At 33.7% G+C, this 25,554-nt stretch carries 20 protein-coding genes; 7 read left to right on the top strand and 13 right to left on the bottom strand.

Annotated features, from left to right (window positions below; all coding sequences use genetic code 11):
* Positions 1-55 precede the first annotated feature (55 nt).
* The 3 genes from hutH to BLS22_RS05100 form a co-directional block, all read right to left on the bottom strand.
* The gene (gene hutH, locus BLS22_RS05110; protein WP_090551247.1) at positions 56-1,579 is read right to left on the bottom strand and encodes a histidine ammonia-lyase; all 1,524 of its coding nucleotides are present in this window, start codon (positions 1,577-1,579) and stop codon (positions 56-58) included.
* Positions 1,580-1,800: 221 nt separating this feature from the next.
* Positions 1,801-3,342 (bottom strand): AbgT family transporter, encoded by a 1,542-nt coding sequence (locus BLS22_RS05105; protein ID WP_090551243.1) that lies wholly within the window; start codon positions 3,340-3,342, stop codon positions 1,801-1,803.
* A 270-nt stretch (positions 3,343-3,612) separates the two neighbouring features.
* Positions 3,613-4,812 (bottom strand): M20 metallopeptidase family protein, encoded by a 1,200-nt coding sequence (locus BLS22_RS05100; RefSeq protein ID WP_208974662.1) that lies wholly within the window; start codon positions 4,810-4,812, stop codon positions 3,613-3,615.
* 225 nt (positions 4,813-5,037) lie between these two features.
* On the opposite strand from BLS22_RS05100, the gene BLS22_RS05095 reads away from it, so the two are divergent.
* Complete coding sequence (locus BLS22_RS05095) at positions 5,038-6,942, top strand: helix-turn-helix domain-containing protein (RefSeq protein WP_090551238.1); 1,905 nt, start codon at positions 5,038-5,040, stop codon at positions 6,940-6,942.
* A 263-nt stretch (positions 6,943-7,205) separates the two neighbouring features.
* Here the strand turns inward: BLS22_RS05095 and BLS22_RS05090 are convergent, their stop codons facing one another.
* Entirely contained in the window at positions 7,206-7,448 is a 243-nt protein-coding gene (locus tag BLS22_RS05090; protein ID WP_090551233.1) for a YkuS family protein, read from the bottom strand.
* A 524-nt stretch (positions 7,449-7,972) separates the two neighbouring features.
* Here BLS22_RS05090 and BLS22_RS15485 point away from each other — a divergent pair.
* Positions 7,973-8,899 (top strand): M23 family metallopeptidase, encoded by a 927-nt coding sequence (locus tag BLS22_RS15485; RefSeq protein ID WP_090551230.1) that lies wholly within the window; start codon positions 7,973-7,975, stop codon positions 8,897-8,899.
* 26 nt (positions 8,900-8,925) lie between these two features.
* Entirely contained in the window at positions 8,926-9,339 is a 414-nt protein-coding gene (locus tag BLS22_RS05080; RefSeq protein WP_090551227.1) for a bactofilin family protein, read from the top strand.
* A gap of 54 nt (positions 9,340-9,393) precedes the next feature.
* On the opposite strand, the gene BLS22_RS05075 is transcribed toward BLS22_RS05080, so the two are convergent.
* The 5 genes from BLS22_RS05075 to BLS22_RS05055 all read right to left on the bottom strand — a co-directional run bounded on the left by BLS22_RS05075 (position 9,394) and on the right by BLS22_RS05055 (position 14,436).
* A complete protein-coding gene (locus BLS22_RS05075) occupies positions 9,394-10,284 on the bottom strand; it encodes a diacylglycerol/lipid kinase family protein (protein WP_090551224.1) in 891 nt (296 codons plus the stop codon).
* 66 nt (positions 10,285-10,350) lie between these two features.
* Positions 10,351-11,853 carry a MocR-like pyridoxine biosynthesis transcription factor PdxR gene (gene pdxR, locus BLS22_RS05070; protein ID WP_090551643.1) on the bottom strand — a complete coding sequence of 501 codons (1,503 nt, stop codon included), beginning with the start codon at positions 11,851-11,853 and terminating at the stop codon, positions 10,351-10,353.
* 173 nt (positions 11,854-12,026) lie between these two features.
* Entirely contained in the window at positions 12,027-12,218 is a 192-nt protein-coding gene (locus BLS22_RS05065) for a hypothetical protein (protein ID WP_090551222.1), read from the bottom strand.
* Between the two features lie 47 nt (positions 12,219-12,265).
* Complete coding sequence (locus BLS22_RS05060; protein ID WP_090551219.1) at positions 12,266-14,011, bottom strand: aldehyde ferredoxin oxidoreductase N-terminal domain-containing protein; 1,746 nt, start codon at positions 14,009-14,011, stop codon at positions 12,266-12,268.
* A complete protein-coding gene (locus BLS22_RS05055; RefSeq protein ID WP_090551217.1) occupies positions 14,008-14,436 on the bottom strand; it encodes a 4Fe-4S dicluster domain-containing protein in 429 nt (142 codons plus the stop codon). Before BLS22_RS05055 ends, BLS22_RS05060 begins: the two co-directional genes overlap by 4 nt.
* A 142-nt stretch (positions 14,437-14,578) precedes the next feature.
* Here BLS22_RS05055 and BLS22_RS05050 point away from each other — a divergent pair, with 142 nt between their 5' ends.
* The 3 genes from BLS22_RS05050 to BLS22_RS05040 all read left to right on the top strand — a co-directional run bounded on the left by BLS22_RS05050 (position 14,579) and on the right by BLS22_RS05040 (position 19,867).
* Positions 14,579-16,327, top strand: coding sequence for an ABC transporter ATP-binding protein (locus tag BLS22_RS05050; RefSeq protein WP_090551213.1), 1,749 nt, complete (start codon positions 14,579-14,581; stop codon positions 16,325-16,327).
* A gap of 18 nt (positions 16,328-16,345) precedes the next feature.
* Entirely contained in the window at positions 16,346-18,142 is a 1,797-nt protein-coding gene (locus BLS22_RS05045; protein WP_090551210.1) for an ABC transporter ATP-binding protein, read from the top strand.
* A gap of 909 nt (positions 18,143-19,051) precedes the next feature.
* Positions 19,052-19,867, top strand: a complete 816-nt coding sequence (locus BLS22_RS05040) for a histidinol-phosphatase HisJ family protein (RefSeq protein WP_090551206.1) — start codon at positions 19,052-19,054, stop codon at positions 19,865-19,867.
* A 47-nt stretch (positions 19,868-19,914) separates the two neighbouring features.
* Here the strand turns inward: BLS22_RS05040 and BLS22_RS05035 are convergent, their stop codons facing one another.
* From BLS22_RS05035 to BLS22_RS05025, 3 genes are all read right to left on the bottom strand, one after another.
* On the bottom strand, positions 19,915-20,604 hold the full coding sequence (locus BLS22_RS05035; protein WP_090551202.1) for a hydrolase: 690 nt from the start codon (positions 20,602-20,604) through the stop codon (positions 19,915-19,917).
* A gap of 315 nt (positions 20,605-20,919) precedes the next feature.
* Entirely contained in the window at positions 20,920-21,162 is a 243-nt protein-coding gene (locus BLS22_RS05030; protein WP_090551199.1) for a hypothetical protein, read from the bottom strand.
* An 86-nt stretch (positions 21,163-21,248) separates the two neighbouring features.
* A complete protein-coding gene (locus BLS22_RS05025) occupies positions 21,249-21,875 on the bottom strand; it encodes a diguanylate cyclase (RefSeq protein WP_090551197.1) in 627 nt (208 codons plus the stop codon).
* Positions 21,876-22,064: 189 nt separating this feature from the next.
* Here BLS22_RS05025 and spoVB point away from each other — a divergent pair, with 189 nt between their 5' ends.
* Entirely contained in the window at positions 22,065-23,615 is a 1,551-nt protein-coding gene (gene spoVB / locus BLS22_RS05020) for a stage V sporulation protein B (protein ID WP_244269460.1), read from the top strand.
* A gap of 97 nt (positions 23,616-23,712) precedes the next feature.
* On the opposite strand, the gene polX is transcribed toward spoVB, so the two are convergent.
* Positions 23,713-25,440: a DNA polymerase/3'-5' exonuclease PolX gene (polX, locus tag BLS22_RS05015; RefSeq protein ID WP_090551191.1), complete on the bottom strand. Its 1,728-nt coding sequence runs from the start codon at positions 25,438-25,440 to the stop codon at positions 23,713-23,715.
* Positions 25,441-25,554 lie beyond the last annotated feature (114 nt).

Here is a 25,554-nt window from a genome sequence, read left to right as displayed (position 1 = left end):
TCTTAGAAAGTGAGTGACGCCAAATCAAAGATTTTGGTCATCTACTTTTACTTATTTATACGATTGCAACAACCTTTTCTACTGCTTCAACAACTTTATGGGTAGTAACTAAAGCTTCACTCTTGTTGATGTCTTGATACATGACTCTGTCCTCTTGAAGAGTAGGAATGGCTTCTCTTATCACTTTATAGGCTTCACTGGTTCCTTTACCTAATTGGTATCCCTCATAGAAGTCTATAGCTTGAGCTGCGGCCATTAACTCAATAGCTAAAACATTAGCAGCATTGTGATAAATTTCTCTAGCCTTTCTAGCTGCAATGGTTCCCATAGAAACATGATCCTCTTGATTTGCTGAAGATGGAATAGAGTCTACACTGGCCGGATGTGCTAATACTTTGTTTTCAGAAACTAGGGCAGCTGCAGCATATTGAGCTATCATAAATCCTGAATGTAATCCACCCCTAGCTGTTAAAAATGCTGGAAGTCCACTTAATTGAGGATTTACAAGTCTTTCTATTCTTCTTTCAGAAACATTAGCTAATTCTGCAATGGCTATACCTAAGAAGTCAAAGGCTAATGCCATAGGTTGTCCATGGAAGTTCCCTCCTGAAATAACCTCTTCCTCTTCTGGGAAAATCAATGGATTATCTGTAGCTGCATTAATTTCAATATTTATTTTTGACTCCACATATCCAATGGCATCTCTACTAGCTCCATGGATTTGAGGGGTGCATCTTAATGTATAGGCGTCCTGTACCCTTAATTCCCCTTGTCTTGTGGTATAAGTACTATTTTCTAATAAATCTAAAAGGTTTTTTGCTGTTTGTTGTTGTCCAAGATGAGGTCTTACATGATGAACCTTCCAGTCAAAGGCATCTACAATACCTCTTTGGGCTTCTACTGTAAGAGCTGCTGCTATATCAGAAAGCTTTAATAATTGTTTTGCATCATAAAGAGTTAAAGCACCTACGGCAGTCATTACTTGAGTACCGTTAATTAAAGCTAACCCTTCCTTAGAGGTTAATTTTATTGTTGGTATATCAGCTGCCTCCATAGCTTCTTTACCAGGCATTCTCTTACCTTTATAAATAGCTTCCCCTTCTCCAAGCATCACTAAAACCATATGGGATAGAGGAGCTAAATCCCCACTGGCACCTAAAGAACCTTTTTCAGGGATTATTGGATGAACACCTTTGTTTAACATGGTTAATAACGTTTTTAGAGTGCTTAATCGAATTCCAGAATGTCCTTTAGCTAATGCATTGGCTCTTAGTAGCATAATACCCCTTACGATTTCTTCATGCAAAGGATTTCCTACACCGCAAGAATGACTAATAATTAAATTTGTCTGTAATTCCTCTGCATCACCTTTGGAAATAGCCACATCACTGAATTTTCCAAAGCCTGTAGTTATACCATAAACTACCTTTTCTTCATCAACATAACGATCTACTAGCTCTCGAGCTATATTAACTTTTTCTACTGCTTCAGGTGTTAAGTCCACCTCGTAGTAATTTCTAGCTACTTTCACAACATCCTCAAGTGTCAAGCTGTTTCCATCAATTAAAATTTTGTTCAATTTATTCACTCCTTTATTTACATTAAAATGATTGTTAACTGTTTACGTTTATAGTATACCACATTTATTTTAAAATTCCTTCTTTTTTTTACAATTTTTTTGTAACACTTGCAAAAAATTTAGCAAATTAACTTTTTAATTAACTAAAGTTATACAGTTGTATATTGTTTAAATTGTAGGGTTATATTGAAATTTGCTTTTTTATCAGTAATTATAAATGATTACATTCGATAATATATTCCTGCATTAGGTCCGAGAGGAATGTTGAATAAAATGAATAGAATAAGTAAAATTGTCCACATAATAGCAAATACGATGGAATACGGCAGCATATTGGCAATCATGGTCCCTATACCAGCTTCTTTATCATATTTCCGAGTGAAGGCTAATAGGATTGGGAAGTATGGAAATAACGGACTCACTGGATTAGTCAAAGAATCACCTATTCTATAAGCAATTTGTGTTACAGCTGGATTATATCCTAATAATAGGAACATCGGAACAAAAATCGGTGCCATAATAGCCCATTTAGCTGAAGCACTACCTACAAAGATATTTATAAAGGAAGAAAGAATAATAAACCCAATGATTAATCCCATTCCAGTAAATCCTGCATTTTCAAGGAATTCAGCTCCCTTAACGGATATAACAACACCAATGTTACTCCAATTGAAATATGCTAAAAATTGAGAAGCCACAAATGCTAAAACAATATATGGTCCCATATCCTTCATGGACTCACCCATTAAAGATACAGCTTGTTTATCACTTTCAATGCTGCCGGTAATTTTCCCATAGATTAGTCCAGGAATTAAGAAGAATAAGGTAATGATAGGCACAAGACCCTGCATTAAAGGAGCTTCCCAAGCAAGAATGGACCCTGTAGCAGAATCTGCCATAAATGCATTTTCTCCTACACATAAAGCAACTAATAAAGAAACAAGTAAAATTACAGATATGCCTGCCCACCTTAAACCTTTTTGTTCCTTTTCATCTATAATAGTATTTTCTTCATGTGTTATCCCTTCATACTTAGGAAATCTAGGTGCAATTATTTTCTCTGTAACAAATACTCCTGCTACTACCAATAGCACTGTTGAAGCTATAGTAAAATATATATTCATGGCTGGAGTACCTTGATAAGCTGAATCAATAACTTGTGCAGCTGGTATGGTAAAGCTGGCTACCAATATATCTCCCATATTAATCATTAAATTTGCCGCAAATCCTCCAGAAACCCCTGCGTAAGCTGCAAATATACCAATTATAGGATGGCGGCCAATACCTAAAAATACTATTGCTGCCAAAGGAGGTAGAACAATAAATCCAGCATCTCCGGCGGCATTTGCCATAATACCTACAAAAATAATAGTTGCGGTTACTAATTTTGAAGGTACTTTGCTGATGGAATTTCTCATGGCCGTTTGCATCAATCCAGATTTTTCAGCTACACCAGCTCCAAGCATTACTACTAGAACCAATCCAAGTGGGGGAAAGGATTGAAAGTTTTTTACAAATCCTGTTAATATTCTTGTCAATCCTTCTCGATTCATTAAGTTAACTACAGTTACTGTGTCACCAGTTGATGGATGAATCACCGATACTCCTGCTGTTGAAGCCATCCAAGAAATTAAAATAATTCCAGTAGAAAGCAGAACAAATAAGGTTACTGGATCTGGTAATTTATTTCCAGTTTTCTCAATTGAATTTAAAATCCTTTCAAACAATTTTCCTTTTTTTGCTGTTTTTACAGAGTTGGCCATAGTATCACTCCTTTTAGTATTTAGTCTAACTTATTCTCAAATGCCGTAGACATTGAAACCCTTAGCTTATGTTTATTCATATTTATTTTTTTCTTCTTATGGATATATTTGAATACGTTTTCCTAATTTACATATTCCATATTGAATAATCTAATAGGATGGGTTGTCTTTCTTGTAATGCTGAGTTTGTGTACTTTCTACAATTTAAATTAACTTATTTCCCCAAAATATTCTATTTGAACATGTTGCATCTGTTTAATAGTTCTATTGTCATTGCTCATTGTTGTTTAAAAAATCTACTGCCACCTGTGCCATTGATTGCATTACAGTTAATAAATTTTTATCATCCCACTGAAATTCTGGATGATGATGCAAAACAGGTTTTTCCATATCTTTAGAGATTCCTACGAAAAAGAAGGAAGATGGTACTTTCTCGGCAAAGTAAGCAAAATCCTCTCCTCCCATATTAGCCTCAGGAGCTTCTTTTACATTTTCTTCACCAACTACTTTTGCTACAGTTTTTTGAACTAAATTTGTCATTTTATCATCATTAAATAGTATTGGAAACTTCTCAGTAAAATCAAAAGTGTATTTAGCTCCTTGTAGCTCTGTAACACCTTTTAAAGTTTCTTCCATAGCTTTTGGAATCCAATACCTTAATTTCTTATCAAATGTTCTAATGGTACCCGTAACTTTAACTTCATTAGGAATAACATTATGATTTTCCCCACCATTAATAGAGCCATAGGAAATAACTGCAGGACTAAGGGGATTAATCCGACGACTAATAATAGATTGCATATTGTTTATAGCCTGAACAGTCAATATTACAGGGTCAATTGCCAAATGAGGCATAGCGCCATGTCCACCTTTACCAATTACCTTAAAAGCAAATGTGTCAGGAGCAGCCATAGCAGCACCATGCTTTACATGAATTTCCCCTTCGGGAATTCCTCCCCACAAGTGACATCCAAAAGCAGCATCTACTTTAGGATTTTCTAAAACTCCTTCAGTAATCATAGGTTCTGCTCCACCATGATTTTCTTCTGCTGGCTGAAATATCAGCTTTACATTTCCTTTTAGCTCATCTTTTAATTCATTTAAAACCATAGCAGCCCCAAGAAGTCCTGCAGTATGGCCATCGTGACCACAAGCATGCATTTTGCCTGGTACTTGTGAACGATAGGGTACATCAGCCTCTTCTTGAATATTCAAAGCATCCATATCTGCTCTTAAAAGCACTGTTTTTCCAGGATACTTTCCTTTGATTAAACCTACAACACCAGTTTTTGCTATATTCCTTGTAACTGTAATTCCTAGTTTTTCAAGCTCCTCTGCTACTGTTTGGGAAGTTTTTACTTCTTCAAATCCTATCTCAGGAAATTTATGAAATTGGTGTCGCAAAGCTACAGTTTTTTCATAATATTTTTTTGAAAGTTCTAAAATTTTTTGTTCATACATTGTTGTCATCCTTTCTCTCCATAAACACATATCTTTAGGTTTATGGTAAGATTCTAATATTATTTTTCTTAGCTTATTACTATTAGCTCTAGAGCATTGTAAATCTAAAGACATATGTGTATATAGTCTTAATATTTATTATATACAATCAATAATCAATATGGTATATTGTTAACAACATAGTTTTTAAAAATAAATTGTTTTATACAACCATTTTTGTTGGAGGTTATTATAATGACTAATTTTAGAGATAAAGCAGAAAAATATAAGGCTCTTGTCGACGCTGTAAGATATCTTAACTCTTCCATGAAATCTGAAGAAGTCTTAAGGACTTTACTAGTAAAGTCTATTGAACTTATCGACAATGCAGATACGGGCTTAATTTTTATCTATAATAAGGAAACAAAATATTTAGAAGTTAAAAGTTCTTATGGATTTGATGCCACTGCCTATAGTATTGTCATACGTCCTGGAGAATCTATTACTGGAAAAGCTTTTTCAGAAAACAAAACTATAGCCGTTAATGGGGTGAAAAATGTTAAGGAACAAATGCGTTCCATCTCCTTTTACAAACAGCTAGGCAAAACAGCTGATGAGTTTTTGGGAAAAAAACTCAGTACTATTAAAGGAGCTATTGCTTGTCCTATTAACATAAAAGATGAGTGTATCGGTGTTCTTGTGGTTGATAACTTTACAAATAATACTGATTTTACAAAAATGGATGTTGAGATACTAGAAATAATATCTATTCAAGCTGCTTTGTCTATTGAAAATGCTAGAAATTTTGAGCTAACTGAAAAAAATAATAAATCTCTAAATGCTTATAGCAAGATTGTCGAGGCAGAACGCAATAAATATCGCTATACAACACAGCTACACAACAGATTTACTAAAATGGTCTTAAATGGTGCATCAATTCACGACTTGATTTCTGAGCTTTCAGATTTGATATCTTCAGATATTATTTATATTGACAGTTATGGCAATATTATTGAACAATCCCTCCAAAGATTTTTAGATGAGAATCAAATTCACGAAGTCTATACAATCATAAAAAAGCATCTCGCCAACACTTCAATCCGCCAAGTAATGATAGATACTCTTGCATTTAGAGTTCAGCCAGTTTTGGTTGAAAAAGAAAATTTAGGCTGGCTCGTTATCATTCAAAAAAATGAAAGTTATTCTGTTGAAGATGAAATTACCATTGATCGAGGAATAACTATATTAGCTTTAGAAATCTTAAAGCAACGTCAATTATATGCTTTAGAAGAAAAATATAGAGGCGACTTCATAGATACTCTCATTACCAACCAGAGTCCTGAAACAATTGATAGATATTCCAATGAATATCGTATTAATTTTTCTATGCCTCATCGTCTCATATTGATTGATTTTTATGATAAGTCTCCTATACAAAATAATTCTAAGCTTCCCCACAAAATTAATAAAATAGTTTCTTATTGCAATCAATACATTTCAAGAGCTATTGCTAAAAAGTCCAACAATTACTTTGTTACAAACAAGCTGAGGACTATTTTTGTGATTATTCCAGAACATTCATTAACCCGTCATGATATTCAAGTACTATTAGAAGAATTGTTTCAACATAAAGAGATCAATACAACATCTAGAATTTTGGACGTAAGGATGGCAGCAATTGTTAGCGAATCTTTTATAGGTAGCAGCAGTTTTGGAACAATATATTCTAATAATCAGAGGGTTCTACACCGATTGTGTGAGGTTAATAAACACTATCAATGGGGATTTTATGAAGATAGTAAAATCAAGCGAATACTTCTACATGGCAGTGAGGAAGAACTTAAATCTTTTTTAATTGAAACCCTAGATCCCTTACTGGGTAGTAAAAAAAGTCACCGTGACCTTCTTAATACACTCAGAATTTATATTAGAAGCAATGGAAACTGGACCTATACAAAGGATACACTTTTTATTCATGGAAATACCCTTACCCAACGTTTAAAGCGTATCTGTCAGCTTTTAAATTATGATCTTAATGATTATTATGATCGTCTTCATATTCAGTTAGCATTAGAGATCCTAGACCTTTATCCTGAATCTTTAGATTTACATCCCATTTGTGAACTAGATACTAATTTTAAACATAGTCAGTATATATAATTTACTTCTTAACATTTGATATTTTTATGTGTTTATTAATTAAAGTTTGTATGAAATTTAATAATTCCACCTTTACTTAACTCTGAATTTAACATTGATAATAAATCTTTGATTACACTTTCTTCGTCTTTAAGGACAGGTAAATGTAGGTGCTCATTTAGATTAAATTGTGATGTAGACACTTCTATAAATGATAGTATTTATTTAATTATGACATTCAAATAAAACCCTGTAGCTCCTATGGCCTACAGGGTTTTATTTTACTATTTCATTCTGTTTTGCAGTTGTTGATAGACTTCTTCTGCTGATTGTCCATGGGCGGAAATAATAGGGGATTTTGTCACTGCATTTTCCATTCCTAAAACATTGCTGTCCTGTCCCGTTATAATGATGGCATCGTAATTATTTAAATTTCTGTTATCTAATCCTTCTACTTGATAACCTTTTTCTTGTAAATAGCTTTTTACATCTGCTAAACCGTCTTCTACGGCAATTTTTCTCTTCATTCCTATACCTCCTAAGTAATTAAATAGAATCAATGTTATTATTTGAATTTGGAGGTAATATTATTCTATTTCCATAGTAGTGAATTCAATCTTCTTCTAGATTTCTTCTTTTTTAAATACTTCTATATGTTTCTATAATCTATTATCCTGAGGGGAGCAAAACAGATTCCAAGAATTATTCCCAAAGGCAATACACTTAAATATTTTTATCCCAGTTTAGTTTAGGTGCAAACTTATCCTTCCCTATGCTGAGTTGATGACAAATTGAGAGAGTTTTTAGAAATAGTTAGTTTAAGTTAACGCCTACGAGATTTAAGGTTGTTTATACTCCAGTCAATTATTATATCATTACTTTTATTGAAGCTATTTTTCAACAAAAGCACCTATGATAAAATGAATTTTTTGAATAGTTAATATTTTGTTTTTAAAAAGGATTTTTAGAAAAATTGTAGAATAGTAATTTAGTTATGGTTTTATGGAATACTTTAACAAATACTGTTACGGGTTAATAAAGGAGGATAGTTATGGAGAAACTTAGACATTTAGCTAAACCCAAGAAAAAAAGATTAACTTTCATGATTATTCCTAATTCAACTGGCAAAATTGTTGAGTTTACCATCCCTTCTTGGATTCCTATATTTCTTTTAATAAGCTTTACCCTATCTATTGTCAGTACAGTTGTGACTTCAGGAACTCTTCATCATACAACACTTCAGCTCCATACAGCTGAGGACAGTCTATCTTTACTTCAAGGGGAAAACAAAAGACAAGCCGAGGAGATTACAGCCCTTACCCTTAGATCTGCAGAAATAGAGAATCAATTATTGGGATTAAATGATTTGAAAATCCATGTGTTGGATATGGTGGGTTTAGATAACAAAGGAACTCTTATAAATAATGAAGAATCTTTTTTTATGGCTACCCGCTCCTTACAAACCTTGCCTTTATCAATGGATGATTACGAGACAAGCATGACTTATTTAGAAGCCCTCATAGAAGAGCAAAAAGAAACAATGAGTAAATTAATCGTAGATGTTGAAAAACAGCTGGATTACCTAGATGCTCTACCAAATTTAATACCTGCTGCTGGTCGTATCACATCTCCCTTTGGTTATCGAATTTCTCCTATTAATAGAAGACGGGAATTCCATCGTGGTATTGATATTGCCAATCAAACCAATACCAATATTGTAGCTGCTGGTAGTGGTGTGGTTACCTATTCTGGCTACAACGGTAGCTATGGAAGAATGATTATTATTGCCCATGGTAATGGCTATACAACGGTTTATGCCCACAATCGGGAAAATTTAGTGGAGGTGGGTCAGAGGGTTAATAAGGGGGATGTTATTGCAAAAATGGGGAGTACAGGAAGAAGCACAGGACCCCATGTTCATTTTGAAATTCGCCTACATGGAAATCCTATAGACCCTAAAGATTTATTAGAGGATTAAATACAAGGCTATTGAGGAGGGAATTTATGTTTAATAAAAAACAATCCGTAGAAAATGTAAGCCAAGATGGGTTTAGTACCCTTATTGGTAAAAACACATGCTTCGAAGGAACATTAAAGGTGGAAGGAGCCATAAGAATTGACGGTAGTATTCAAGGGGAAGTAAATGTTCAAGGGGATGCTTACATAGGTGAGGGTGGCAATATAATGGGAAATATCTATGCCACAAATATTGTTATCGCCGGAAGGATAGAAGGCAACGTCACCGCCTCCGAACAATTGCGTATTTCTTCCACTGGTAAAATTTTAGGAGACGTTATGGTAAAGTCCTTTATTATTGATGAAGATGCCTTCTTTGAAGGCAAATGTACCATGACTCAACAGAAGCCCACCAGTACCGATGGGCCTAACAAGGATAAATCAAAACAGCTTAAAGGTTGAGGAACCCTCAACCTTTTTTTTATCCCATTATGATGGTACTATCCTTATGGGTTATTAAGGAATGATCACTTCAATACCATGTTTTTTTACAGAAAAATTAGCAGGGAGTCGGCCCCCCAGCTCTCCATCTAAGTCTAGATCTACAATACCCTCTGTATGAATCGTAAATTCTTGAACCTGTATATACTGCAGTCCAGGATGATTTGTATGATTCCCCATTAGGGCCTTAAGAAATATTCCTGCTACATCCATTAACTGATTGTTCTCCACAATCAGTAGGTCTAAATGTCCATCATTTATTTTTGCTTGAGGTGCAACGTATTTAAAGCCTCCTACAGAAGGACTGTTGGCTAATATAAAAAATAATATTTCTTTTTCTTCCTCCCGACCATTATGTTTTAAAGTTATTTTCATGGGTTTAAACCTAAGCTTAGAGAATTCTTTAATTCCTTCAATATAATAGGCAAATTTTCCTAATACCGTTTTGGCTTCAGAAGAAACTCTATGGGCCACCTCTGGCAATAATCCTGCAGCTGCTACATTCAAAAAATATCTCTCTCTAGCTAAACCTACATCTACCTTCGTGGTATTCCCCTTTAAAATCATTGTGCTAAAATTCTCCACTGACTTAGGAATTTTTAAGTAGTTTCCAAAATCATTTACTGTTCCCGCTGGATAGATAGCAAGCTTAGGCTTTCTATCACTGACCATTATACCATTTACCACTTCATTAACGGTTCCATCACCACCAACAGTAATAATAAGATCGTACTCTTGATGACAACCTTCTATTGCCATATTTTTTGCATCTAATGCTTTTGTGGTATAGTTTATATCAACCCTAATATTTTTCTGGTTTTGTAATGTATTTATCAGTTTAGGAAGACTTTTCTGCAATATCTGTCTTCCTGCATTAGGATTGCATATAATTTGAATTTTTTCCATAGTATCCCCTCTCTAATACCACCTTCTATAGATATACCTGATAAAAAGATATCTTTAGTCACGAATCTATAATATAGGTTTATATTCATCGGCTTTTTTACTATAGATACCTTTATCCTGAATCAAGAAATCAATCAAGCCCCCCAATTTCTTTATTCCATTATGAATTTCTTTAGGATTTACAGCAGCAATACTGAGTCGAAAACAGTCTGTATCTCTATTATTTAAGAAAAATAGATGTCCTGGAGCAAATACAATATTTTCCTTTACAGCAGCTTCATAGAGCTTTTTAGAGGATAATCCATTAGGAAGACGAAGCCAAAAATTTACACCGCCTTTTGGTAAATTACATTCCACCTCTCTTGGCATATATGCTTGGATGGATTGTATCATTTTTTCAAACCGCTCTCTGTATTGCATCTCCATATACTTAATATGTTGCTGCCAAATTCCTTTTTTTAAATATAATTCCAACGCCCTCTGTAGTAGACCAGAGGTGGAAATATCTGTAGCATGCTTGGCTAATAATAATTCACTGTAAAGAGATTGTGGAACAACTAAAAATCCTAACCTTAATCCCGGCATGAAAATTTTTGAGAAACTCTTTATATAAATTACCAAATCTTTATGGTCTAAGCTCTTAAGGGTTGCATTATTACTAGCATAAAAATTTAAATCACTTAAATAATCATCTTCAACAATTAATAGGTTATGCTTTTCAGCAATTTCTATAATTTTTTTCTTTTTTGCTAAGCTATAAGAAATTCCTGTTGGATTTTGAAAGTTTGGCATAATATATAAAAATTTAGGCTGATAAGTAGCTATTTTCTTTTCTAAATCCAGTAGATTTAATCCATCTTCCTCCAAAGGAATATCGATAATTTTAGCTCCTCTAGATTGAAATACTGCCATTGCCCCTGTATAGGATGGACTTTCTATCATAACATAGTCTCCATAGTTTAAAAGTCCCTTTGCAATAATATCAATTCCCTGCTGTGCTCCGGAGATAATCTGAATGTTATCTACTTCAGCATGTATATTATAGTTGTCTATATATTCATTAAGGGCACATCTTAAAGGATAGTAACCTTGACTTTCTTGATAACCAAAAGCCAGTCCCTTATCACGATCTAGCACTTCATTTAATACTTGTTTAAAATCATCTACAGGAAATAAATCGGTGGAGGGTGTGGCACTGGCAAAATTAATCATATCTTCTTCAATTTGTATATGTCCTTGATCTATTAAAGGAGCTTCTGTTAATCCTTCCTCCCTATCTTCATTGGAATATCTTTGGAATTTTCGATTACTCCACAGATCTACAGCTACATAGGTTCCACTTCCGATTTTTTTATAGACTAATCCCTCTTCCTCTAATATTCTATAAGCAGTAACAACCGTAACATTATTTACCTCTAGTAGATTGGCAAACTTTCGAATAGGTGGTAATCTATCACCTTTTCTTAACCTTCCCTCAACCATAAGGTCCTTTAAAGCTTTATAAAGTTGGATATATAAATGTTGAGTGGATGATTCTTTGTTTAATACTATTTCTTGAAATTTTTTCATTCCTTCATCACCAATCCTTAAAATGTTTCCATACAATTTTATTATACCATTGTTTTAGATTTGCTACAAAATTTATTCAAGGATGAAGTTATGGAAAGCATAATAGGGTATATGGAGTTTAGAAGTAAAAAGGATACAAAAAAATAAATGAGGCACGTAACTCGTGCCTATTTTTAGTCCCTTCTATATTTATCTGCCAATCTTTGTAGGGCTTGGGCCTGTACCCCACTTTCTTCTGCAAGATTTTTGAAGGCTTCAGCTACTTCCTTGTCATTAGTGTGCTTGGAAAACATTTCATAGTCCCTTACCATCTCCTGTGCATCTAATAGCTTCTTAACAATCATGTCTCTTGTTTCTAAATTCATTTAGTAACACCTCCTTATATTCATAGTCTTACAAATTAAAAACCCAATTATGTATGGGAAAGTAATTTTTTCACTTCTTCTATATAAACATCTAAAATTCTTTCAGCTTCGTTTCTTTCCAGCTTTACATTAGAGCTGGGGGTTTCAAAAAATCTGTTGGGAAAAGAAATTTCTTTTAAATCAAAACCCATCTTTTCTTTTAACCTCATTTTTTCTACGAAGGTTTCCCTTCCGATTTTTTGTAATATAGTTTCATCCATATGATAGCCTAAGCTTTTTAATGCTCTTATAACTGTATTATCGTCATAAACTTTTCTAGCAAACAAACAAATTACAAGGCTATTTAATAGATTTCTATCCATTTCTTCTTTAATTAACTTCTTCACCATATCTCTATGAGTTACTTCTTTGTTTTCTTGATCTATAGCATAGCCTGCATTATCTAAATGGGAATGTCTTGCTCCCACCGCTTGTCCAATAATATTACCATAACCGGTATGGTATCCTGCTACTTCATTTTTCCCTAACACCATGGCAAAATCCCCACCTCCATATTTTAAAGAGGCAAAATGAGTCCCTTCCGCCACGCTTTCGTAAAAGCTATTAGATTTCTTAACAATATGCCGAATAATTTTCTTGTAGCTTTCTACATCTCCGAATTTAGGAATTTCTATTGTTTCTTCTGGGGAAACAATGGCTTTTTCAAAGGCCTCTGTTATCCAAGCCAGCAAGACTCCTGTAGACATGGCATCTAAACCCAACAACTCTACTGTTTCTATTAATTCTAAAACACCATCTAAGGACCAAACCCCTATCATAGCTCCTAAACTATAAATAAGTTCATGGTCATAGGATAAAGTAGTAGCCTCATATTCATGGGTATCATCAAATTTTTTTCTTAAAAGAGCGATATGAATACACCCTATAGGACAACCGCTACAGGCCAGCTTTTTAATTAACCGTTTGTCAGCAAAATTCTCTCCACTGATATTTCCTGCTTCTTCAGCATAGCTTTTCCGAAAGTTATAGGCAGGTAAAGCCTTCATATCGTTTAATGCTTGAAGATTAATGGAGGTTCCTAGACCGTGATATTTCTCCATAATATCCGTTTCTGTTACTTTTTTATAGATTTCTCTATAAATATTCTTATATTCCTTTAAGCAGGAGATAGGTTGATTGTTTTTTCCTTCTATAACAACAGCCTTTAGATTTTTACTACCCATTAAGCATCCCAGACCTAATCGGCCAAAATGTCTATAGGTATCCACTGTAACATTAGCAAACTTAATTTGATTTATACCCCCTTCTCCAATAGTCAGTATGGATCTAAGTCCCCTATGGCCTTGTTGATCATGTAGAAGTCTTGTTGTTTCATCGGTGTTCAGATGCCATAAAGGCTTTGCATCCCTAATTCTCACCTTTTCCCCTTCTATTTGAATATATACAGGCACTTCAGCTTTCCCTACAATGATAATCCCATCTACACCTGCCATCCCCATCGCTAATGCCATTCTTAACCCAGCATAGCTTTCTCCTAATTCTCCCGTTAAAGGAGATTTAAACATACTGCATACTTTAGTAACTGCAGGAAAGATAGTATTTAATGGTCCTTTTGTAAATATGATGGGCTGCATTTCTACTAGAGGAGATTGATTGTACAAGATATTTTCCTTTAAAAGCTGAGTAGCTAGGGCAACACCACCAATATAAGAGGTCAAGTCCTCCCTTTCCTCTATCCTGCTATATTTTTTACTTAAATCTATGCTTAAAATCCTCATGGATTTTTTTATCATTGTAGCACCCCCATCTCTATGACATCATGGGGACAACTAGCCACACACTGTCCACACTGTAGACATATAATAACTTTTTCCTCCTCCTGATCAAAGGTAATAGCTTGGACAACACAAGTATTAATACACGCTTTACAGCCTGTGCAGTTTTCTCTCTTGTATTTTACCCCTCCCCCATCTCTAGGTAATAAAGCTTGAAAATCACATGCCTCAACACACTCAGGAGAACTACATCCTCTACATATGTTCACTACCATTCTCCCTTGATATCCCCCACTGGTTCTTACAGCTATAGCGCTCTTGGCTAAAGAAAAATTTTTATGTACCATAGTTGCACAGACTAGCATACAGCTATAACAGCCTATACACTCCCCTAATTTTTTTACCTTTAAAACCTTTTTCTTTTCCTCTATTTCTCTATCCATCCTTTACCTCCCGAGGGCTTTTATAATCATTATTGCCTCCCTTATAATTATTATTCTCATCCTATTCTATCTTGAATAATGTCAAAATTTAGTATAAAATGAAATGAATTTATACAGGCTATTGTTAATAGAGGTGAACCCCATGATTAGTTTTAAAATCCTAAAGCCTTTTTTTCTTAAAAATAAATGGTTTTATATTTTAGGTGTTTTGTGGTTATTGTTAGTAGATATTTTACAGCTTTTTATTCCAGAAATCTTAAGAGGTATTACCAATCGTCTAGAGACAAATCTATTGACCCAACGTCAACTGGCTCTTTATGCCTTGTATGTTCTGTTAATAGGAGTCACCATTGGTTTTTTTCGATTTTTATGGCGTATGTTTATTATTGGCGCTTCAAGAAATTTAGAATACCAACTAAGAAACAAGCTTTTTTCTCATCTCCTTACTTTATCTTCCAGTTATTATCAGAGACATAAAACCGGGGACTTGATGGCTCATCTTACCAATGATATCCATGCTGTAAGGATGGCCTTAGGTCCAGGAATTGTTGCCTTAACAGATGCTATTTTCCTAAATATAGCGGTGATGGTTATGATGCTCCGAACAACAGATTATAGACTAACAGTATTGGCCCTCCTCCCTATGCCTTTATTAGTAGTATTCATGACAAAATTCGGTAAAATTATACATAAAAGGTTTAAAGCTGTTCAAGAGGCCTTTGCTGCTGTTACTGATAAAACCCAGGAAAATCTGTCGGGTATAAGGGTTATAAAGGCCTTTGTTCAAGAGGAGGCTGAAATAAATGCCTTCAAAGAAAAAAATCTCCTTCTCCTGCAAAGAAATTTAGATTTAGCTAAAACATTCGGGATTTTTCATCCTCTTTTACAGTTCTTATCATCTCTAAGCTTTACTATTGCTATTTGGTACGGGGGAATATTGGTGATTGAAGAAATAATTACTTTAGGGGATTTTGTTGCCTTCACTACTTATTTAGCATTACTAGTGTCTTCTATTTCTTCTATCGGTTGGGTAATTAATATTATGCAGCGGGGCAGAGCTTCTATAGATAGAATTAATAGTATTCTAAAGGAATCCTCAGAAATCCAAGACTTCCATGACGCTAAAAACCTAGAAAAAGTAAAGGGCTCTATTGTTTTTGATAGGGTCACCTTTGGTTATTCCAATAGTTCTGAAAATATTTTAGAAGAGTTTTCCTTAAAAATTCCTGCTGGCTCTAGTCTGGGGATTATAGGTAAAACCGGTAGTGGAAAAACAACTATCGCTAATCTTTTGGTTAGACTTTATGATGTGAAGGAAGGCAGTATATCCATAGATAACAATCCTATTACTAACATTAAACTGGCATCTTTAAGAAAAAACATTGGATTCATTGATCAAGATAGCTTTTTATTCTCCACCACCATTACAGAAAACATAGGGTTTGGTGCAGATTCCTACGACATAGAAAACCTCCAAAGAGTAGCTAAGGTAGCAGGTCTTCACCAGGATATTATGGAATTTCCTAAACAATATGAAACAATGGTGGGAGAAAAGGGTATTACCCTATCTGGAGGTCAACGACAAAGACTTGCTATTGCAAGAGCTTTAATAAAAAATCCATCAATTTTTATTTTTGATGACTCCTTTTCAGCAGTAGATACCGACACCGAGGAAAGAATACTGCAGGCCCTTAGGACTGAAATGAAAAATAAAACTACTATCATAATTGCCCATCGTGTCTCTACTTTAAAACATTGTGATAAAGTTATTGTTTTAGAGGAAGGAAAAATTATAGAGATAGGTGATCATGAATCCCTCTTGACGAAAAAAGGATTATATTATGATTTTTATCAAAAACAGCTTTTGGAAGAAGTAATTCTTAAGAACTAAAGGACAGGTGATTTTAAGATGAGAGGTTTTCATCGCTTTAACGAAGAAAATGTAGGTAAATCCTACGATAAAAAGCTAATGGCTAGACTTTTGAAATATGCCAAACCCTATTGGCTATTTATCCTCCTATCCATATTTTTACTAACCCTAATAGCTGGTATCGATATAGCCCGTCCCTATATCATTAAACTGGCCATAGATGATTATATGGAGGTTTATAGTAGAGAAGCAATAAGTGGTCTTCGCAACCTCAGTTTTTTCTATTTTCTTTTGATTCTCTTAGGCTTCTTTTTAAATTTTCTTCAAATATATCTATTAAATTATACCAGTAACAAAATTGTTTTTGAAATTCGTCAACAATTGTTTGAGCATTTGCAAAAAATGTCTCTTGGTTTTTTCGACCACAATCCAGTAGGGAGATTAGTGACAAGAGTTACCAACGATACAGAAACCCTCCACGAAATGTATACAGGTGTTCTGGTTAATCTCTTTAAAGATATTTTTCTATTGGTGGGAATTATGATTATTATGGTGAAAATGCATCTACAGCTGGCCCTTTTATGTTTTGCCTTGATTCCTATCGTTCTCCTTACAGCAACTTTTTTTCGTTCAAGAGTAAGGGCTATTTATAGAGAAGTGAGGGCAAAATTAGGTACAATCAACGCCCTTTTAAATGCTAACTTTAATGGTATGAAAACTATTCACATCTTCAATAGAGAAAGTCAACAATTTGAAGAATTTGATAGAAATAATCAAGAGCTTTTGTATGCCCATAAAAAACAAAATCTTATTTATGCTGTTTTTAGACCTACCATGGAAATTATTCGCTCCTTAGGCATCGCTGTTATACTTTGGTATGGAGGGGGAAAGGTTCTACAGGGTAAAATAGAGTTCGGTATCCTTTTTGCTTTTATTAACTATATTAAACAATTTTTTCAGCCTATTCAGGATTTGACAGAAAAATATAATGTTCTTCAATCTGCTATGGCCTCCTCCGAAAGAATTTTTGCTTTATTAGATGAGGAGCCTAGCATTCAAAATGCTGAAAATCCTATGGAAAATCATTGCTTTAAAGGAGAAATTGAATTTAAAAATGTTTGGTTTGCCTATAAAGAGGAGGATTGGGTTTTAAAGGATATTAGTTTTAAAATTAACCCTGGTGAATCTATTGCCTTTGTGGGTCCGACAGGAGCGGGGAAATCATCAATTATTCATCTTATGGGTAGATTTTATGATGTCCAAAAAGGAGAAATATTAATGGATGGTGTCAATATTCAATTGATTCCCTTGAAGGATCTACGGAAAAATATTGGCATTCTCATGCAGGATGTATTCTTGTTTGCTGGCACAATTAAAGAAAATATTGTATTGAACAACAATAACTTTTCTGATGAAGCCATTAAATCAGCGGCAGAATATGTTAACGCCCATAGATTTATTGAAAAGCTTCCCAATAAGTATAATGAACCTATTGTAGAAAAGGGCAACAATCTTTCTACTGGACAACGTCAGCTGTTATCCTTTGCTAGGGCCCTTATGTATGATCCAAAGGTTTTAATATTAGATGAAGCTACCTCCAACATCGATACAGAAACAGAAAAACTTATCCAAGCTACAATCGAAAAGATAATTAAGAATAAAACTACTATTGCCATTGCCCATAGACTATCTACTGTTCAAAGCTGTAATAAAATTATCGTACTACATAAGGGACGAATTTATGAGCATGGTAATCATCAGCAACTCTTACAGAAAAAAGGTCTTTATTATCATTTGTATCAGCTTCAACATCAAAAAATCAAGGAGTCTTTGTAATGATTTTAAAATTATGAATTTTAAACATAATGAAAGGTGAAGTAAAAAATACTTCACCTTATATTTAATTCCAAGTAACGGTAATTTATATATGAAATTTATTTTAGTGTTCTTGCACAAGTCGTTCCTCGAAGATTTCGCACTGTTCTAGCATACAATTCCCCAAAACACAGTGGATGCAAGTATATATCCCACATTTATTATATTCCTTTGTTGTTTCTTTACACACATTATTTTTTTTCACATTATCCTTCTCCCTTCCGTGTTTTGTTTTGTTATTTCATTATAGCATTGCATCTTTTTTCTGTCAATTGAATTTCTAATTTTTTTAAATTTCTTTTTGTTAAAAATTATTGTCTAGTGTTTCAGTTTTTATTTCTTTTTTTATTTGTTATAATTTTATAATTACTAGCTTTTTCTTATTGTATTCCGATAAAATCAGTATATTCATCATTTTTTTATAAATTTTTCCCCTTTTAAATTTTTTATATGTATTGTTATTATATGCAATATATTTTATTTAAAAGTCATTTTTGATTGTTTCTGTTTTAATCTTGCAAATTCTTTCTTTTTTAGTGATTTTTTTCTCCTAAGTTTACAGTCTATTCCTTATAATAATACTGAAATTTCGCCAAACTATAGGTGGTAATTGATACAATATAGCATGATTATAGGAAAGGATGAAATAGCTATGACAAATCTCAATGGAATATCTGTTTATGATGAATTTCCTTATTTAAAACAGACCTAAAAATTCCATAGTCAATTTGCTGATATTTTAAAAAGGGAAGGTAGCGGAGGTACAGAGGATATGAAGAGAAAAGCTATAAATATCTTTTGACTTCATCACTGCCTAAGGATAAAATAGAGGATGATAAAGACGTAAATATTGGTTTAGGAGGCAATTTTATGTATGATTTTCATGTTCACAGTAATTTTTCTCCCGATTCATCCATGAAGATGAAGGAAGCTATAGAGGCTGCTATTAAACAGGGTGTAAAGGAATTGTGTTTCACAGATCACACTGACTATGATTATGATGGTAACAACAATGATTTTCAGTTTGACTTTTATGAGTATTTTTCTTCTATTGAAGAATTGCAGAAGATTTATGAGGGTAAAATCACGATTCATAAGGGTGTTGAATTTGGCCTACAACCCCATATATTAGATAGATATAAGGAAGATGTCAAAGCTTATTCCTTTGATTTTATTCTTGGCTCCATTCATTCTGTAGAAAAAAAAGATTTATTTTTTGGAAATTTCTTTGATAATAAAGAACAAAAAACAGCCTATGCCGTCTATTTTCAAGAATTAAGCTATGTTGTAGATAATTATACTGATTACAGTGTGTTGGGTCACTTAGATATAATAAAGCGTTATGGTGGATTTGATATGGCCCTTCCTTTAGAAGAATATAAGGATTTTACAGTTAATATTTTAAAAAAGGTTATTGAAAAGGGTAAGGGTATTGAATTAAATACCTCTGGTCTTCGATACAAACTAGGAGATTATCATCCTTCTATTGATATTGTCAAGTTATACCATGATTTAGGGGGAGAAATTATCACTCTAGGATCCGATTCCCATCAACCTCAACATCTGGCTTTTGATTTTCCAAATGCTTTAAAGCATCTAAAAAACATAGGATTTAAATACGTGACAACCTTTCAAAAGCTACAGCCTAACTTCCACAGCATTGATAGAATTTTAAACAGCTATTAAGTATCTGTTTTATAGAGAAACAGCTAAGGCAAGCCTTAGCTGTTTCTCTATTCTCCTCTATATTTCTTCATGGCTTCGGTAAATATCTCTCCTGTTGATGGTGGTGTATAGGTAATAGCATTGGCTCCTGCTTCAATGGTTCTTAGTATTGAATCCCTGCTATTTCCACCAGTTGCTATAATAGGGACAGTCTTACTTATTTCCCGGATTTTTTTAATGATATTTGTGGTTTTTGATGCCCCTGAAACATTTAAAATGTCTGCTCCTGCTGCAAGTCTACCTTCAATGTCTTCATCCTCTGTTACAACAGTAATAACCACAGGAATATCAATAGTACTTTTTAACTCTGTAATAAGCTCGTTAGGTGTTGGCTTATTCATAACAACCCCAATAGCACCTTGAAATTCTGCATGAAGGGCTATATTGATAGATCGTTTTCCAGTGGTTAATCCACCCCCTACCCCACAAAACACAGGTACATCTGAAGCTAGCATAAGAGCTTGTGTAATTACTAGCTGAGGTGTGAAAGGATAGACAGCAATAACAGCATCAGCATTGGTGTTTTTAATAATAGCAACATCAGTACTAAATAAAATTGATTTAATCCTCTTTCCAAATATTTTTATGCCACTGGCCTCTGCTATACAACTAGGCAATTCAATATAATTACTTCTTAAAACACCTTTAATCTCTGGAACATACTTTAGTTTTTTTATGATTTTATCGTTTGATTCCATTGCACTCCCCCCTTTTTTAACCCACACTATTAAACTATATATACTACTATAATAGTTTATATCTAACAAACTTTAAATCTAATATAATTAAATATCACTTAATTTGTTGATCTAGAGGAATTTTAATCCCTCTGAATTGTAGACCAAATTATTCCATATAATACTTGGCCTATAGTTTATACAGCGTTAGCAGGATGGTTAACAACGACTTTAATAATGTTCCAAATTAAAATTTTTATAGTTATAATTCATTATAGTATTTCATCAAGACAATTTCAATCTATTCTTTATTACCTATAATCTTCCTTTTCACATTTACATTAGAATTTTATCTATCCCTATTCTTTTATCTTTTTGGCATTGTGGACAAAAAAAGATATGAAGACATTGTTCTGAAGCGACACCATCCAACTTTTCTGTAATTTCCTTGTCTAGATAAGGACTGTAATCATCAAAATAATCCTGTATTGCCCCCTGGGATTCCATCTTACTGGTACAAAAAGGACATTTTACAATATAACTGGCTAAACTATTACAAATAGGACAAACCAACTCCATTTTTTACCTCCTCTATTATAGTTGATATAGCTTTATTATTTGCCAGTAGGATGGAATCCATGCCCTCCTTGCTAATTTTTGTTGTATTATTTACTATGTTTTTCAAACAAATCATCTAGAGCTTCCCTTAATAAAAAAGCCTCTGTTTTATCTGTTTTTTTTGATAGCTCTGATAATCTCTCTAGTTGAGTTTTTGTATAATAATTGGACTTAAGAATCATATTTTCACTTTCAGCTAAGCAAACCCTATTCCTCCCTTCTCTTTTCGCCCTAAATAGGGCGCTGCCAGCAGCTCTAAAAAGTTCCACAGCATTTTTCGCATCTCTAGGAAAATTTGCTGCACCCCCACTGAATTTAATCGAAATATCATAATTTTTTTCCCCTAATTGAAAGGTGTTTTCATCGAAATATCGTCTAATCTCCTCTATCATAATAAAGCCTGTTTCTGCATTGGTATTGCCAAATAATACATGGAATTCATCTTTATTGTATCTTCCCAGCAGATCTGTGGTTCTTAGATTTTGCTTTAGTACAGAAGCTATCTTCTGTATTACCTTGTCCCCGATCACTTCTCCATAATAGCTATTCACCGTTTCAAAGTTATCAATATCTATCATTGCAAGGGTAAAGGTCTCTGACGAGGTTTTTATTTTTTTCTCTACAACTTCATGAAATTCTTCCTTTGTCATAATCCCATCTATTTTTTCAATCAAATTTTACACCCCCAAATTTTTACTATCTATCATTATATATACATATATATACCCATACTAGTGTATTATTCACATCTTGTGGTAGACTATTTAATCTTTTTTGTTGCCTCTTATAAACATCCTCTTGAATTATTGTAATAATAGATGCTGCATAAGAATATTTATTGAGTATCAATACTCATCACAGAGGTGGTTTATTTGAAAAAGTCCTCTTTTATTTTTGGCACAATTTTACTAGCATTGGTCAATGTTGTTGTTCGATCCTTAGGCTTTATATATAGAATACTTCTCTCACGAACAATTGGAGCTGCAGCTATTGGCCTATATCAGATGGTTTTTCCTTTTTTAATGGTAGTTATTACTATACCAACAGCAGGTATTCCTATCGCCGTATCCAAATTAGTTGCTAAGGAAAAATCTGTTCATAATCGAGAGGGTATCTACAAGGTATTGTTGCTTTCTTTAGTCTTAGGGGGATCGATTTCTCTCGGTCTTTCAGTTGCTGTCTCTTTAAGAATTAATTTTATTGTCAATAATTTACTGAAAAATCCTAATCTATATTATCCTGTTCTGTGGACAATTCCCGCTATTAGCATCATAAGCTTCTCTAGTATTTTAAGAGGATTTTTCTATGGCCTAAAAGAGATGGCTCCTGCTGCTACTTCCCAAGTATTGGAGCAGATTTTCAGGATTGTATTTGTTTTGTCCTATTTATATTATAAGGCGCCTTCCAATCCTATAGCAGCTGCTACTATTGCTATTATAGGAATTTCTATTGGAGAAGTTTTCAGTTTGCTCTACCTAGTTCTTAGATTTAATTTTAAAAAAATCATGGAGAAAACCCATTATTTAAATGTTCATAGTAACTCCACATTAGAAATTCTAAATCATGTTTTGTTTATTTCTGTACCTATTACTTTAAGCCGTCTGATTTCTGTAATAATGCAAACGGTAAATGCCATTTTGATTCCCCAAAGACTACAGGTAGCAGGATATTCTTCCATTGCTGCAATTGAAACCTTTGGAAAAATCTCTGGTATGGCAATGCCCCTTCTATACTTACCCTTTACCGTCACCACTGCTTTAGTTATTAACATTATACCTAATATTTCAGAGCAATTGGCAGTTAACAATTGGCAGGATATAGAGTATAAATCAAATTTAGCTCTTAGAATAACTTTATTGATGGCTATCCCCACCACCATTGTCTATGTTGTTTTTGGTAATCATTTGGCTGAACTAATCTATGATCAGGAGGACGTGGGGAAGTACCTTGCTCTCATCAGCTATGGCACCATTTTTCTCTGTATGCAACACATATTATCGGGAATACTCCATGGTATGGGAAAACAGATTATTACTACAGTAAATTATCTTTTAGGAATGATTGTACAGCTGTATTGTACCTATTTTTTAATACCTAACCCTAAATACGGTATCTATGGCTTTTTTATTGGTTTTATATTATCTACCTTTATTATCTTTGCTTTAAACCTTATTACTTTAATGAGATATATCAAAATTACGGTACCTCTAACCCAAGCCCTCTTAAAACCCTTGTTTGCTTCGTTATTAATGATCATTACAATGATATATACTTATAGAATCTTTTTCAATATTTCTAGTAGCAATGGTTTGAGTACAATAATTTCTTCTCTTGTAGGAGGGGGGGTATATGTTTTTCTACTGCTTATTACAAAAACCTTTAATTTAAAGAATCTGATAGAAAATATTAAATAGATTTCTACAATTAATAAAGCTATGGATGTATTACAAAAGAAATATCCATAGCTTTATACTGTTAAATATCTATGAAGGTACTATGCAACCTAACAGATCAGCCCTTTGTCTTGTTTTTTAATAAATGATAAACACTCTCAAATTCTCCGGCATTTAAAACATCTTGGGGTTGTAGCCCTCCCTTTCTACCTATTCCTATGCCATAGGCAATGTCATCTATGCCAGTGATTCTATGGGCATCTGGTTCTATGACTAGCTTTACACCCTTCTCCTTAGCATACTTGCACATTCTCCAATCTAAATCTAGTCTATGGGGATTACTATTGATTTCGATAGCCACATCATACTTACTACAATGTTTAATAATTTCCTCTAAATCTAAATTATAGGCTTTTCTAGATAATAACAGTCTTCCAGTAGGATGGCCTAATATGGTTAAATATTTATTTTCTATCGCCCTTTTTAAACGATTTGTCATAGTTTCCTTGTCTAGGTTAAAATTAGAATGGACAGAGCCAATAACATAATCGAAGGTGGATAATATCTCTTCATCATAATCTAATGAACCATCTACAAGGATATCAGACTCTATGCCCTTAAGTATTTTTATTGCAGGATATTTTATTCTTAATTCATCTATTTCTTCATGTTGTTTTTTCACTGTCTTTTCCTTCAAACCATTGGCGTAAAAGGCACTTTTACTGTGATCAGAAATGCCTATATATTGAAACCCCTTGCCTATAGCTGTCTTTACCAGCTCTTCTATCGTGTTAACACCATCACTATAGTTACTGTGGACATGTAGAACTCCCTTTATATCATTTAACTGAATCAACTCAGGAATTTTTCCCTCCTCAGCAGCCTCTATTTCTCCATGATTTTCCCGTAGCTCAGGAGGAATATACTGTAGATTTAATACAGAAAAAAATTCTTCTTCATTGGTTACCCCAATCCTTTCTGTTCCTTTAAAAATACCGTATTCATTAATTTTAAGACCCAAGGTCTTTGCCCTATGACGAATGGCAGTATTATGCTCTTTACTGCCTGTAAAATGATGCAGTAAAAAGGGATATTCTTCATCATTGACCAGTCTTAAGTCTACATTAATACCAGACCATAGCAAAACACTTGATTTTGTATTACCCTTTGCTATTATTTTTTCCACCTCATCTAGAGAGGTGAAGTATTCCATGATAGCTTCTCGATTTTCCTCTAGGCAGCTGGCGATAATATCTATATCTTTAATGATCTCCTTTTGCCTTCTTATACTACCAGCTAAGCTCACCCGAAGGATGTCCTTTTGCTCCTTTAATTTTTCAACAATAGCTCTACCAAAAATCATTCCTGTAGATAGTAAGTGCTGTCCCCTATACTTTTTAAGATGTTCTATGCCCTCTAATATTTTATTTTGGGTTTTTTCTCCGAAACCCTTCAAATCAATTAATCTATTTTCCAAGCAAGCATACTCTAATTCACCTATGGTGGTAATATGTAATACATCATACAACACCTTCACCTTTTTAGGTCCTAAGCCTGGAATTTTTAATATATCAAAAATTCCTTCAGGGATAGTAGCTTTAAGTTCCTCATAGTACTGTAGCCTTCCAGTGCTTACAAGCTCAGTAATCTTTTCTTGGAGGGCCTTTCCTATTCCCTTTACTTCATGAAGTCTATTTTCCTCTACTAAGGCGTTTAAATCTTCATTTAGAAGTTCTATCACCCTAGCACCATTAAAATAAGCCCTAGTTTTAAAGGGATTTTCCCCTTGGATTTCTAATAGTATGCCAATATCCTCTAGTATTTTGCTAACCTCTTTTTTATCCATTACACCACTCCTGTTTCTCTTCTCTTTATCTATTATCATACCCTTTTACAGAAAGTTTAAAGCCCCATAGGTTTTTGCTTAATACTACACAAATTCTACAGGACTTTATTTATA

The sequence above is a fragment of the Natronincola ferrireducens genome, from assembly GCF_900100845.1.
In the GTDB taxonomy this organism is placed as follows: Bacteria; Bacillota; Clostridia; order Peptostreptococcales; family Natronincolaceae; genus Natronincola_B; species Natronincola_B ferrireducens.
Note: the sequence above shows the minus strand (reverse complement) of the source record. Positions and strands in the feature narration are given on the sequence as shown.

Bases quoted from the DNA above. Each gene is read 5' to 3' on its own strand.
- BLS22_RS05095 (WP_090551238.1), top strand. From the start codon at position 5,038: ATGACTAATTTTAGAGATAAAGCAGAAAAATATAAGGCTCTTGTCGAC.
- BLS22_RS05060 (WP_090551219.1), bottom strand. From the start codon at position 14,011: ATGATAAAAAAATCCATGAGGATTTTAAGCATAGATTTAAGTAAAAAA.
- BLS22_RS05035 (WP_090551202.1), bottom strand. From the start codon at position 20,604: ATGGAATCAAACGATAAAATCATAAAAAAACTAAAGTATGTTCCAGAG.
- BLS22_RS05050 (WP_090551213.1), top strand. From the start codon at position 14,579: ATGATTAGTTTTAAAATCCTAAAGCCTTTTTTTCTTAAAAATAAATGG.
- BLS22_RS05100 (WP_208974662.1), bottom strand. From the start codon at position 4,812: ATGACAACAATGTATGAACAAAAAATTTTAGAACTTTCAAAAAAATAT.
- BLS22_RS05075 (WP_090551224.1), bottom strand. From the start codon at position 10,284: ATGGAAAAAATTCAAATTATATGCAATCCTAATGCAGGAAGACAGATA.
- BLS22_RS05080 (WP_090551227.1), top strand. From the start codon at position 8,926: ATGTTTAATAAAAAACAATCCGTAGAAAATGTAAGCCAAGATGGGTTT.
- BLS22_RS05055 (WP_090551217.1), bottom strand. From the start codon at position 14,436: ATGGATAGAGAAATAGAGGAAAAGAAAAAGGTTTTAAAGGTAAAAAAA.
- BLS22_RS05030 (WP_090551199.1), bottom strand. From the start codon at position 21,162: ATGGAGTTGGTTTGTCCTATTTGTAATAGTTTAGCCAGTTATATTGTA.
- BLS22_RS05045 (WP_090551210.1), top strand. From the start codon at position 16,346: ATGAGAGGTTTTCATCGCTTTAACGAAGAAAATGTAGGTAAATCCTAC.
- BLS22_RS05065 (WP_090551222.1), bottom strand. From the start codon at position 12,218: ATGAATTTAGAAACAAGAGACATGATTGTTAAGAAGCTATTAGATGCA.
- BLS22_RS05040 (WP_090551206.1), top strand. From the start codon at position 19,052: ATGTATGATTTTCATGTTCACAGTAATTTTTCTCCCGATTCATCCATG.
- BLS22_RS15485 (WP_090551230.1), top strand. From the start codon at position 7,973: ATGGAGAAACTTAGACATTTAGCTAAACCCAAGAAAAAAAGATTAACT.
- BLS22_RS05090 (WP_090551233.1), bottom strand. From the start codon at position 7,448: ATGAAGAGAAAAATTGCCGTAGAAGACGGTTTAGCAGATGTAAAAAGC.
- pdxR (WP_090551643.1), bottom strand. From the start codon at position 11,853: ATGAAAAAATTTCAAGAAATAGTATTAAACAAAGAATCATCCACTCAA.
- polX (WP_090551191.1), bottom strand. From the start codon at position 25,440: ATGGATAAAAAAGAGGTTAGCAAAATACTAGAGGATATTGGCATACTA.
- BLS22_RS05105 (WP_090551243.1), bottom strand. From the start codon at position 3,342: ATGGCCAACTCTGTAAAAACAGCAAAAAAAGGAAAATTGTTTGAAAGG.